Source organism: Pseudoxanthomonas taiwanensis (genome assembly GCF_010093135.1).
Classification (GTDB): Bacteria; Pseudomonadota; Gammaproteobacteria; order Xanthomonadales; family Xanthomonadaceae; genus Pseudoxanthomonas; species Pseudoxanthomonas taiwanensis.
On the sequence record NZ_PDWK01000006.1, the window covers coordinates 1 to 11,673 of the forward strand.

The following is an 11,673-nucleotide window of genomic DNA, read 5'->3' on the forward strand; positions in this document are numbered from 1 at the left end:
CCTTTCCCCGCATGCAATCCACCGCCCCCGCCCTGCCCGACGTCCTGTGCCTGCGCGACATCCGCTTCGAGGATGCCGCCGCCCTGCTGGCCGGTTACGGCCTGGAGCTGGTCCTGGTCGGTGACGGCGAGCCGATCCCGGGCAGCTACTGGGGCGAGCCGGAGGCCGGCATCATCGGCCCGACCGTTTACGTGCGCCGCGACACCCCGGTGCACTCGATGCTGCACGAGGCCTGCCACCTGATCGTGCTGCCGCCGGAGCGGCGCGTCCAGGTCCACACCGACGCCACCGACTCGGTGCCCGAGGAGGACGCCACCTGCTACCTGCAGATCGTCCTGGCCGGACGCCTGCCCGGCGTGGGCAGCGACCGCCTGATGGCCGACATGGATGCGTGGGGTTATACGTACCGGCTTGGGTCGACGAGGGCGTGGTTCGAGCAAGATGCCGAGGATGCACGCGCCTGGCTGACCGCGCGCGGGCTGTTGCTTTAAGGCCGGGATTCGGGATTCGGGATTCGGGATTCGGGATTCGGGATTCGGGATTCGGGATTCGGGATTCGGGATTCGGGATTCGGGATTCGGGATTCGGGATTCGGGATTGGGGATTTGTAGGAGCGGCGTGAGCCTACGCTCTTGCCAATCCCGAATCCCCAATCACGAATCCCGGCTCTTGGCCAGCGAGCCGCTCATGTCCAGCGTGGCCACGGTGCCCTGCCCGGTCTCCGAGTCCAGTTGCAGCTTCCAGCCCAGGTGCTCGCACAGGCGGCCCAGCAGGTCCAGGCCGATGCCGCTGCCCTGCCGCGGGTCGCCGCGCGCGATCCGGCGGTAGATCGCGGCGATCTCTTCCGGGCTCATGCCGTGCCCGGGATCCTCGATCCGCACCGTCGCCGGCGCCAGCAGGGACACGCGGATCACGCCGCGGTCGCTGTTCTCGATGGCGTTGCGCAGCAGGTTGCCGATCGCGACCTGCATGATCGCCACCGGCGCGAACAGCTCGCAGCGCGCCAGCTCGACCAGTTGCAGGCCGAGGTCCTTGTCCGCGCACAGGTGGCGATGGTCGTCGAGGATGTCCGGCAGCAGCTCGTCCAGGTTCACGTAGTCGCTGCTCTTCTCCAGTCGCCTGGGGTCCTTCGCCAGCACCAGCAGCAGCGTGACCAGCTGCTCGACCGACTCGGCGGTCTGGCGGATGCGCAGCAACTGGTGGCGCACCGCCGGCGGCGTGTCCGGCTGGTCCAGGGCCAGCTCGCTGGCGCCGTGGATCACCGCGATCGGCGTGCGCAGCTCGTGGCTGGTGCTGTCGATGAAGGCGCGCTCGCGCTCGACGAAGGTGTCGTTGCGTTGCAGGTAGTCGTTGAGCGCCTCGGCGATCACCACCTGCTCGTGGCTGGCGCCCTTCACCACGTCGATGTGCTGGCCGGGCCGGTCCGGGCGCAGCGCGTGGATGCGCTTGGCCATGTCGGCCAGGGGCTGCACCACCCGCCCCAGGCCCCAGGCCACGAGGATGCCGAGCAGCACGATCGCGATGATGTTGGAGACCAGCATCCACAACCCCAGGTTGTTCTCGTGCGCCTGCAACTGGGTGATGTCCAGCGCCAGCACCAGCCGCCGGCCGTTGACGTCCTGCACCATCAGCACCTTGTCGCGCCCCTGGTACTCGATGCCGTCGTGGATGCCCGGGCCGAAGCGGGCGAACTCCGGCGGCGCCGGCGAGTCGTCGTCGTCGCCGTACAGCTGCACGGTCTCGGTGTCGGTCCAGTGGTAGTGCGGATCCTCGGCGCTGCGCTGGACGAAGTGGGCCAACTCCGACTTGAGCAGCGAGCGCCAGGTCAGCTGCTCGGCCTGCTCGTTGACGATGAAGCCATGGATGAACACCGCGAGCGAGATCAGCGCGGCGTAGATCACCAGCCACAGCGTGACGCGCGCGCGCAGCCCGCCCAGCCTGGAACGTATCCCGCCCGGCTTCATGGAAGGCGCGCGCCGTCCGGGATGCGGCGCCGCGCCGGCGGGGCCCCGCGCTTGCGGTTCAGGGCGCGACGCGGGCTATTCGGCATGCAGGCGTTCCTGGTGCCCGGCGGGGCCGAGCCGGTAGCCGACGCGCGGCAGGGTGTGGATCAGCTTCTCCTCGAACGGGCCATCCACGCTGCGCCGCAGGTCGTAGATGTGGGAGCGCAGCATGTCGCCGTCCGGCGGCTCGTCGCCCCAAAGGGCCTGTTCGAGCTTCTCGCGGGTGACCACGGCCGGACTGGCCTGCATCAGCACCTGCAGCAGCTTGCGGCAGGCGGGATACAGGTGCAGCGGCTTGCCGGCGCGGCTGGCCTCCAGCGTCGCCAGGTCCAGCTTCAGGTCGCCGACCGTCAGCATCTTGCTGCGGCCACGCCCCTGCGCGCGCACCAGCAGCGCTTCCAGCCGGACTTCCAGCTCGGGCAGCGCGAACGGCTTGGTGAGATAGTCGTCGGCGCCGGCGCGGAAGCCGGCGATCTTGTCGGGCAGCTCGTCGCGCGCGGTCAGCATGATCACCGGCAGTTCGGACAGGTGTTCCTCGCGCAGCCGGCGCAGCACTTCCGGGCCGTCCATGCGCGGCATCATCCAGTCCAGCACGATGGCGTCGTAGGGCTGCGTGGTGGCCAGGTGCAGGCCGGTGATGCCGTCCGGCGCGGCATCCAGGGTATGGCCGCGCGCCTCGAAATAGTCGAACAGGTTGGCCACCAGATCGCGGTTGTCCTCGATGACGAGCAGCCGCATCGTCGGTCTCCGGGAAAGATGTGGTCGTGCATCGTAGCCGGGCGATGTCGGAAGCGCGTCGAAACGGCAGGTTCCGACAAACTTCCCACGCTCGCCGCGGCATAGTCTGCGCCCGTTTTGCCCGCATTCCAACGTGCAGACTTCCATCACACCCCTGGAGCGGCGGCGGCGTTGGGCCTACCGCGCCGCGCTGCTGGCGATCGTGCTCTCCCTGCTGGCCGGGCTGGGGCTGCGCCAGCCTAACCCGCCGGACGAACCCCGCTTCGTGCTCGCCGCGCGCGCGATGGTGCAGAGCGGGCGGTGGCTGTTGCCGCACCGGGGCAGCGAGTTGTACGCGGAAAAGCCGCCGGTGTTCATGTGGATGCAGGCCGGCGCGTTCGAACTGGTGCGCGACTGGCGCGTCGCCTTCCTGCTGCCTTCGCTGCTCGCGGCGCTGGCGACCCTGTGGCTGACCTGGGACCTGGCGCGCCGGCTTTGGAACCGGCGCGTGGCGCACTACGCGGTGCTGGCGCTGTTCGCCACCTTGCAGTTCGGGGTGCTGGCCAAGCGCGCGCAGATCGACATGGTGCTGGTGGCGATGACCACGCTGTCGCTGTGGGGACTGTTGCGGCACCTGCTGCGCGGCCCCGACTGGCCGGCCTGGGCGCTGGGCGCGTTCGCCGCCGGGCTGGGCACGGTGACCAAGGGCGTGGGTTTCCTGCCGCTGCTGGTGCTGCTGCCGTGGGCGGCCTGGCGCCACCGGCATCGCGCGGACGCGGTGCGTGGCGCATGGCCGGCATGGCTGGGCGCGGTCCCGGCCTTCGTCGCCGGCACGGCGGTGTGGCTGCTGCCATTGGCGATCGCCCTATGGCAGGCTCCCGACCCCAGCCTGCGCGCCTATGCGCACGAATTGCTGTTCAAGCAGACCGGCACGCGCTACACCGCGGCCTGGCACCACGTGCAGCCGGCCTGGTACTACCTGCAGGTGATCGCCACGTTGTGGCTGCCGGGCTGCCTGCTGCTGCCGCAACTGCTGCCGGCCTGGCGGCGGCGCCTGCGGCGCGGCGATCCGCGCCATTGGCTGCTGCTCGGCTGGAGCGTGCTGGTGCTGGCGTTCTTCAGCGCGAGCCCCGGCAAGCGCGAGGTCTACATCTTCCCGATGCTGCCGGCGCTGGCCGTGGCTGCCGCGCCGCTGCTGCCCGGATTGCTGCGCAGGCGCGCGACCCGCTGGGTCCTGGCCGGTTATGTCTGGCTGCTGGCGCTGGCCGCGCTGGCGGTCGGCGCCGGCCTGTGCATGCAGGCCGGATGGGCGATGCGGGGCGCGCTCAAGCGCGCTATCGACCCGGCGGCGATGCAGGTGTTCGGCGCCTGGCTGCTCGCCTTCGCCATCCCTGTCCTGCTGCTCGCGGCCTGGGCGCGGCTGCGACGCGCCGGCGCGCTGGTGGTCGCCACCACGGCGCTGCTGTGGACGATCCATGGCCTGGGCCTGATGGTGGCGCTCGATCCCTACAGCTCGGCGGCCGGCCTGATGCAGCGCGTGGGCGAGCGCATCGGCCCCGGCGCGGAACTGGGGATGATCGCCTGGCGCGAGCAGAACCTGCTGCAGGCGGACCGGCCGGCGGTGGACTTCGGCTTCAAGCAGCCCTGGGACGTGCAATGGGCACGCGCCGCGGACTGGGTGGCGCAGGCGCCGCAGCGGCGCTGGCTGTTCGTGCTGCGCGACGCGATGAGCCCCTGCGTGGACCGCGCGCAGGCGATCGACATCGGCGAGTCCAACCGCAATGCCTGGCAACTGGTGCCGGGCAGTGCACTGAAGCCGGGCTGCGTGACGCCCGCGAAAGACCAGGCCGGCGCGGGCGACGACAACGGCAACTGAACCGCCGGGGACGTTGTCTGAGGTTAAGCGCTGGGCAACGGTTGTCCGACCGCTTTCCGACAAACCGGCCCGGATCATGCCCGCCATTGCCGGAAACGGCCTTTTGCCCGTTGGCGCCCGATGAACCTGATGCCTGCATCCGCCACGGATGCCTTCCCCGTTCTCCGTCCGTACAGCCGCTTCGTCGCCACCCACCTGTGGATTCCGCTGGCGGCGGTGCTGGCGCTGAGCGCGCTGCTGACGGCCGGCGGCGTCGACCAATGGCTGGCCACGCAGATCTATCACGCCGAAGGCGGGCACTGGCTGCTCAAGGACCATTGGTTCACCGCCAAGCTCGTGCATCGCGGCGGCAAGCAGGCCAGCACCGCCGCGGCGCTGGCGCTGTTGGTCTTCGGCCTGTATGCGCGGCGCTCGCCGCGCTGGAACGCCTGGTCGCGCCCGGCGTTGTACGTGGTGCTGGCGGTGGGGCTTTCGACCGCGGCGGTATCGTTGCTGAAGGGAGCCACGCACATGGACTGCCCGTGGGACCTGGCCAGCTACGGCGGCACCCACGCCTTCTACGGGCTGTTCGAATCGCGCCAGGGCGTTCCGGCGTCGGGCTGCTTCCCGGCCGGGCATGCCAGCGGCGGCTATGCCTGGGTCGCGCTGTACTTCGCCGCGCTGGCGGTCCGCCCGCGCTGGCGCAAGGCCGGGCTGGCGATCGGTCTCGGCGCCGGGTTGCTGTTCGGCGTTTCCCAGCAACTGCGCGGCGCGCACTTCCTCTCCCACGACCTGTGGGCCCTGGCGGTCTGCTGGGGCGTGTCGCTCGGCTTGTACCTGTGGCTGTTGCGCCCGCGGGCGCGCAGCGCCGCGGCCGGCGCGGCGGGAGAAACCGCATGAGCCTCTCGTTGCCCCGCAGCGACGTGCTCTCGCGCCTGCGCGCGCTCGACTGGACGCACCGACCCGAAGTGTCGGTGGAAACGCTGGTGCTGGGCAGCAGCGTGTTCTTCGCGCTCGCCTGCAACCGCATGTTCTGGCATGCGTCGCTCGCGACGCATCCCGGCGACATCGGCTTCGCCGCGTCGCTGTTCTTCCTGCTGGTCTCCGTGCACGCGCTGCTGTTCGGCCTGCTGGTGTGGCGCTGGAACGCCAAGCCGCTGCTGACGCTGCTGTTCGTCACCACCGCGTTCGCCACGCACTACATGAACAGCTACAGCGTCTACCTGGACGCGGACATGCTGCGCAACGTGCTCAACACCGACCACAAGGAATCGCGCGAGCTGCTCACGCCCGCGCTGCTGTGGCCATTGCTGTTCTACGCGGCGCTCCCGATCGCCGTGCTGTGGCGGGTGCGGCTGCGCCGCCGCAGCTGGAGCCGCGCGCTCGGCGTGCGCCTGCTGTTCCTGGCGGCCATCGCGGCGGTCGGCGCCGCCGGTTCGATGCTGTCGTTCCAGGGCCTGTCGGCGTTGATGCGCAACCATCGCGAGGTGCGCTACCTGGCCACGCCGGTCAACTACCTGGTCGCGCTCATGCAGGACCTCAAGACCGACTCGCCGATCAAGCACAAGCCGAAGCTGCCGATCGAGCACGATGCGATGGCGACCCCGCGCGCGCCGGGCAGCCGCCCGCGCCTGCTGCTGATCGTGCTGGGCGAGACCATGCGCGCGCAGAACTGGGGCCTCAACGGCTATGCGCGCCAGACCACGCCCAAGTTGGCGCAGACCGAGGTGATCAACTTCCCCGACATGCACTCGTGCGGCACCAGCACGGAGGTCTCGGTGCCGTGCATGTTCTCGCCGTTCGGCCGCCACGATTACGACGAAGCGAAGATCCGCGCCCACCAGTCGCTCCTGCACGTGCTCGAACACGCCGGCATCGCCACGCTGTGGCGCGACAACCAGTCCGGCTGCAAGGGCGTGTGCGAAGGCCTGCAGATCCAGCAGCTCGACGACGCGAAGAAGCCCGGGCTGTGCAAGGACGGGCGCTGCATGGACGAGATCCTGCTCGACGCCCTCGCCGCGCAGGTGCGCGCCAGGCCGGGCGCCCGCGTGGTGGTGCTGCCCCAGCTCGGCAGCCACGGCCCGGCCTACTTCCAGCGCTACCCGGCGCAGTTCCGGCGCTTCGCGCCGACCTGCGACACCGCCGAGCTGGGCAACTGCAGCCGCGAGCAGATCGTCAACACCTACGACAACACGGTCCTGTACACCGACCATTTTCTGGACCGCGCGATCGGCACGCTGCGCACCCTGCCCGACTACGACACCGCCATGATCTATCTCTCCGACCACGGCGAGTCGCTCGGCGAGAAAGGCCTCTACCTGCATGGCGTGCCCTACGCGATCGCGCCGGCCGAGCAGACCCGCGTGCCCATGGTGATGTGGTTTTCGCCGGAATTCGCGCAGGACCGCGGGCTCGACCTGAAGTGCCTGCGCCAGCGTGCGAACGGGCGCGCCGACCAGGACAACTTGTTCCACTCGGTGCTGGGCCTCATGCAGGTGAGGACCTCCGTCTACGATCGCTCGCGCGACCTGTTCGCCGGCTGCGCGCAGTGAATCTGCGGCGGGCGCGCTCGCCCTCGTAAACCCGATATCCGTAGGAACGGCTTTTTTGTGGGAGCGGCTTCAGCCGCGACGGAGCTTTCTCATTTGAACCTCGGCACATGAATGTGCAGGCTGTTGCAGAAGGATCTGCATGAAAGCCCCATCGCGGCTGAAGCCGCTCCCACAGAAGGCCGCTCCTCGGGCGCCTATCCGCCCTTCGCTTGCGGCCCCTGCCTTGCCAGTGCCATCCCGGGCCTCTAGCCTTCGCCGGTCGCACTCACGCAAAGGGACCCCTCGTGAACCATCGCCCCCTGCTGCTGGCCATCGCCGTGGCCGCCGGCCTGCTGTCGCTGTCGGCCTGCCGCAAGACGCCCAGCCCGGAACAGGAAAAGCCCGCCGCCCGGGCCGAGAACGGCGAGACCGCCGACCAGTTCGTCGCGCGCATCAACGCCGAGTTCAAGGCCGCCTATCCGGAGCTCACTTCCGCGCAGTGGCTGTCCTCGACCTACATCAACGACGACAGCCAGCTGGTGGCGGCCAAGGCCAACGAGCGCGCCCTGGCCCAGCTCAATGCCTGGATCGAGGAAGCGAAGAAGTTCGAGGGCCAGCCGATGTCCGACGACAGCCGGCGCGCCCTCAACCTGCTCAAGCAGGCCACCGCCATGCCCGCCCCGCGCGACCCGGAGAAGCTGGCCGAGCTGACCCGGATCGCGGCGAAGATGGAAGGCGCCTACGGCGCCGGCACCTACTGCAGCGGCGAAGGCGCGGCCAGGAAGTGCCGCCAGCTGGGCGAGCTGGAGGACGTGCTGCGCTCCAGCCGCGACTACGACGCCCAGCTCGACGCCTGGGCCGGCTGGCACTCGATCGCCCAACCGATGCGCGAGGACTACGTCCGCTTCGTCGAGCTGGTGAACGAAGGCGCGCGCGAGCTGGGCTACGCCGACGCCGGCGCCATGTGGCGCAGCGCCTACGACATGGACCCGGACGCCTTCGCCGCCGAGACCGACCGCCTGTGGGAGCAGGTGCGGCCCCTGTACGAGCAGCTGCACTGCTATGCGCGCGAGAAGCTCAAGCAGACCTATGGCGTGGAGAAGGGCCAGGTCGGCGAGGGCCTGCTGCCGGCGCACCTGATGGGCAACATGTGGCAGCAGGACTGGGGCAACCTGTGGGACATCTTGCAGCCGTACAGGGGCGCCGGCAGCCTGGACATCACCGGCGCGCTGGAGCGCCAGTACCAGCAGAACCTGGGCGCGGCCCTGCACCAGCGCGGCCCCAATCCGGGCCCTCGCGCCCGCTTCGAGGCCGAGCGCGAGGCCCAGCTGCTCACCGCCCGGCAGATGACCGAGCGCGCGCAGGACTTCTACGTCTCCCTGGGCATGCCCAAGCTGCCGTCCAGCTACTGGGAGAAGAGCCAGTTCATCAAGCCGCTGGACCGCGACGTGGTCTGCCACGCCAGCGCCTGGGACATGGACATGGAAGGCGACGTGCGCATCAAGATGTGCATCAAGCCCAACGAGGAAGACTTCACCACCATCTACCACGAGCTGGGCCACATCTATTACGACCTGGCCTACAACCCGCAGCCGCCGCTGTTCCAGAACGGCGCCAACGACGGCTTCCACGAGGCCATCGGCGACACCATCGTCCTGGCGATGACGCCGAAGTACCTGGAGTCCATCGGCCTGGTGCAGGCGCAGTCGCAGAGCCGGGAGGCGCTGATCAACGCGCAGATGCGCATGGCCCTGGCCAAGGTGGCGTTCCTGCCCTTCGGCCTGATGATCGACCGCTGGCGCTGGGGCGTGTTCGACGGCTCGATCCCCCCGGACCGCTACAACCAGGCCTGGTGGGAGCTGAAGGCGCGCTACCAGGGCGTGGCCCCGGTGCAGCCGCGCGGCGAGGAGTTCTTCGACCCGGGTGCCAAGTACCACGTGCCGGGCAATACCCCGTACACCCGCTATTTCCTGGCGCACCTGCTGCAGTTCCAGTTCTACAAGTCGCTGTGCGAGGCCGCCGGCCACACCGGCCCGCTGTACGAGTGCACCTTCTACGGCAACGCCGAGGCCGGCCGCCGCTTCCAGGCCATGCTGCAGAAGGGTGCCAGCCAGCCCTGGCAGGCCACGCTCAAGGAGCTGACCGGCAGCGAACAGATCGACGCCGGCGCGGTGCTGGAATACTTCGCCCCGCTGCAGGAGTGGCTGCAGCAGCAGAACCAGGGCAAGTCCTGCGGCTGGCAGGCCGGCCCCGCGTCCCCGGCCCGGGACGGGGACGCCCCGGAAGCCTGAACCGGCGCGGCGGCCAACAGCAGCGACGGGCGCCTGCGGGCGCCCGTCGTCCTCGTGGAACCGGGCAGGTCAGCCCTGTGCGGCGCCGGTGCAGCCTCGCCCTCGCCCGCCGCGGCGCCGGCGGCCGGCGCCAGCTCGGCCTCGAGCTGGCGCTCGTAGTCGGCCAGGGACAGGCCGTGCGCGGCGGCCTCCAGCTCGGCCGCGTCGCGCAGCGCGTCCGAATAGACCAGGCGCACCGGGATGCCCTGGTCGTCGTGCAGGCGCTGCGCGCGGCGGATCAGCATCAGCACCTGCGCGGCGCTGTCGGTGCTGCCGGCGACGCGCCCGTCCATGCCCAGCACCCACACCCCGGCCTGGCGCACGATGCCGGCCAGCAGGCGGCCCTCGCGGTCACGCAGCTCGGCGTGCGGCTCGACCGGCGGCGCCGATGCACGGCGGCGGTTGCGCTCACGCTGCGCCTGGCGCTTGCGGGCATCGCGCCGTGCCTTGGAACGGATGGACATGCGGGGCCTCCTTGGGGCGGGATCAGAGTTGTTCGCCGGGCTCGATCATCGGCGTGGCGGGCGTGGGCGGGAGCCGCCGCGTCACGTGGCTCTCCCAGCGCCAGAACAGCCAGCCGGCCAGGCCGAAGGCGGCCATGCCCAGCGCCAGGTGCAGCCCGTGGTGGCTGAGCAGCGGCGAGAGCAGGCCGGCGATGAGCGCATTGAGCACCAGCTGCAGGAAGGCCTGCAGCGACGAGGCCGAGCCGCGCTGGCGCGGGTACATGTCCAGGATCGCCAGGGTCAGCACCGGGAACACCAGGGCCACGCCGAAGGAGAACAGGCTCATCGGCAGCACCGCCCACGGCACCGCGATGCCCGCGGCCAGCGCGTTGTAGGCGAGGTTCGCCGCCGCGGCCAGGCCGCAGCAGGCGAAGCCCGCGCCCACCTGGCGCGCCGCAGGCCAGCGCCCGGCCACGCGCCCGGACACGAACGCGCCCAGGGTCATCCCGCCGATGGTGGGGATGAACAGCCAGGCGAAGTCGCGCTCGCCCAGGCGCAACAGCTCCATCACGAACGCCGGCGCCGAGGCGATGTACAGGAACAGGCCGCCGAAGGTCAGCGCGCCGGCGGCGGCCAGGCGCAGGAAGCGCGGGTTGGCGGCGATGGCCAGGTAGTCGCGTGCCAGGTGGCGCGGGCGCAGCGGCAGGCGTGCCTGCGGCGGATGGGTTTCCGGCAGCCAGCGGCCGACGCTGGCGATCAGCAGCGCACCGAACGCGGCCAGGAACCAGAAGATCAGCGGCCAGCGCCCGGCGCCGAGCATCCAGCCGCCGATGACCGGCGCGATCGCCGGGGCGATGCCGAAGATCATCGACACCTGGCTCATCAGCCGCTGCGCGTCGTCGCCCTGCAGCACGTCGCGGATCACCGCCCGGCCGACAATCAGGCCCACGCCGGCGGACAGGCCCTGCAGCGCGCGGAAGCACAGCAGCGTGGCCAGGTCGCGCGACAACGCACACCCGACCGAGGCCAGGGTGAACACCACCAGCCCGCCCAGGATCACCCGACGCCGGCCGATGGCGTCCGACAGCGGTCCGTGGACCACGCTCATCAGCGCATAGGCGGCCAGGTACACGCTGATGGTCTGCTGCATGGCCACCTTGTCGGCGCCCAGCTGCGCGGCCATCTGCGGAAAGGCCGGGAAGATGGTGTCGATCGAGAACGGCCCGAACATGGCCAGGCCGCCCAGCAACAGGGCCAGTCTGCGGGTACTTTGCTTGTTCATCGGGGGGAGCCCACCGCCTAGCCATGCGCACGCACGGGCCGGACAGCCCGGCCCGCGCGGACGGCGTGGCGCGGCGATGGTGGATGGGAGGGCATGGCACCAGGGCCGGGTGCCGCCATGGTAAGCCAAGCCGGGGCCCGGACCGCAGCCCTGGCGGCGGGCGATTGTGGAACCGTTACGGCGGCCGGGTGCCACGCCCCCGGGCCGCTCCCCCGGCCTGGCCACGGATGGCCTGAACCGGTCCGGCGCCGTGGCCCGGTATAATGCGGGCCCACCGCGTGGGTGGGAGAAGCGGGACGACCCGCTGCCGAAGGCGCAAACGCCCGTAATCGCTCAGGCCCCAATACCACCGCGCGGAAAACACTCTGGAGAGACCGGCCGCCCCCGTGGCAGCGCCGGCGCCGAAGGGGCACGAAGCGGCGGCCCGCCGTCCGCTTCCAAACTCTCAGGCAAAAGGACAGAGGGGCATCCCGCCGCGTTTGCGGCTCCACGCCCCTGTCCGGACCGCCTCC

The 11,673-nt window shown here is 70.6% G+C and carries 8 protein-coding genes, 1 pseudogene and 1 riboswitch; of the genes and pseudogenes, 5 read left to right on the forward strand and 4 right to left on the reverse strand.

From position 1 onward, the window contains the following. Positions 1-11: 11 nt before the first annotated feature. Positions 12-491 carry a hypothetical protein gene (locus CR938_RS02115; protein ID WP_162123433.1) on the forward strand — a complete coding sequence of 160 codons (480 nt, stop codon included), beginning with the start codon at positions 12-14 and terminating at the stop codon, positions 489-491. 162 nt (positions 492-653) lie between these two features. Here CR938_RS02115 and CR938_RS02120 read toward each other — a convergent pair whose 3' ends face one another. Together CR938_RS02120 and CR938_RS02125 are read right to left on the reverse strand one after the other, a co-directional pair. Next, the gene (locus tag CR938_RS02120) at positions 654-1,964 is read right to left on the reverse strand and encodes a sensor histidine kinase (RefSeq protein WP_162123434.1); all 1,311 of its coding nucleotides are present in this window, start codon (positions 1,962-1,964) and stop codon (positions 654-656) included. A gap of 75 nt (positions 1,965-2,039) precedes the next feature. Next, entirely contained in the window at positions 2,040-2,741 is a 702-nt protein-coding gene (locus CR938_RS02125; RefSeq protein ID WP_162123435.1) for a response regulator transcription factor, read from the reverse strand. A gap of 133 nt (positions 2,742-2,874) precedes the next feature. Here CR938_RS02125 and CR938_RS02130 point away from each other — a divergent pair, with 133 nt between their 5' ends. The 4 genes from CR938_RS02130 to CR938_RS02145 all read left to right on the forward strand — a co-directional run bounded on the left by CR938_RS02130 (position 2,875) and on the right by CR938_RS02145 (position 9,397). Further along, positions 2,875-4,596: an ArnT family glycosyltransferase gene (locus CR938_RS02130; protein WP_125077225.1), complete on the forward strand. Its 1,722-nt coding sequence runs from the start codon at positions 2,875-2,877 to the stop codon at positions 4,594-4,596. Between the two features lie 120 nt (positions 4,597-4,716). Then, the gene (locus CR938_RS02135; RefSeq protein WP_125077226.1) at positions 4,717-5,475 is read left to right on the forward strand and encodes a phosphatase PAP2 family protein; all 759 of its coding nucleotides are present in this window, start codon (positions 4,717-4,719) and stop codon (positions 5,473-5,475) included. Further along, entirely contained in the window at positions 5,472-7,127 is a 1,656-nt protein-coding gene (locus CR938_RS02140) for a phosphoethanolamine transferase (protein ID WP_162123436.1), read from the forward strand. Before CR938_RS02135 ends, CR938_RS02140 begins: the two co-directional genes overlap by 4 nt. A gap of 284 nt (positions 7,128-7,411) precedes the next feature. After that, entirely contained in the window at positions 7,412-9,397 is a 1,986-nt protein-coding gene (locus CR938_RS02145; protein WP_162123437.1) for a M2 family metallopeptidase, read from the forward strand. 131 nt (positions 9,398-9,528) lie between these two features. Here CR938_RS02145 and CR938_RS02150 read toward each other — a convergent pair. Together CR938_RS02150 and CR938_RS02155 are read right to left on the reverse strand one after the other, a co-directional pair. Next, a pseudogene (locus CR938_RS02150) lies at positions 9,529-9,900 on the reverse strand (hypothetical protein); the annotation flags it as partial. A 22-nt stretch (positions 9,901-9,922) separates the two neighbouring features. Next, complete coding sequence (locus CR938_RS02155) at positions 9,923-11,161, reverse strand: multidrug effflux MFS transporter (protein ID WP_162123438.1); 1,239 nt, start codon at positions 11,159-11,161, stop codon at positions 9,923-9,925. Positions 11,162-11,516: 355 nt separating this feature from the next. Next, positions 11,517-11,632: riboswitch (glycine riboswitch) on the forward strand. Positions 11,633-11,673 lie beyond the last annotated feature (41 nt).

What these genes read in the sequence shown, in the direction of transcription:
- CR938_RS02115 (WP_162123433.1), top strand. Translation starts at nt 12, where the DNA reads ATGCAATCCACCGCCCCCGCCCTGCCCGACGTCCTGTGCCTGCGCGAC.
- CR938_RS02120 (WP_162123434.1), bottom strand. Translation starts at nt 1,964, where the DNA reads ATGAAGCCGGGCGGGATACGTTCCAGGCTGGGCGGGCTGCGCGCGCGC.
- CR938_RS02125 (WP_162123435.1), bottom strand. Translation starts at nt 2,741, where the DNA reads ATGCGGCTGCTCGTCATCGAGGACAACCGCGATCTGGTGGCCAACCTG.
- CR938_RS02135 (WP_125077226.1), top strand. Translation starts at nt 4,717, where the DNA reads ATGAACCTGATGCCTGCATCCGCCACGGATGCCTTCCCCGTTCTCCGT.
- CR938_RS02140 (WP_162123436.1), top strand. Translation starts at nt 5,472, where the DNA reads ATGAGCCTCTCGTTGCCCCGCAGCGACGTGCTCTCGCGCCTGCGCGCG.
- CR938_RS02155 (WP_162123438.1), bottom strand. Translation starts at nt 11,161, where the DNA reads ATGAACAAGCAAAGTACCCGCAGACTGGCCCTGTTGCTGGGCGGCCTG.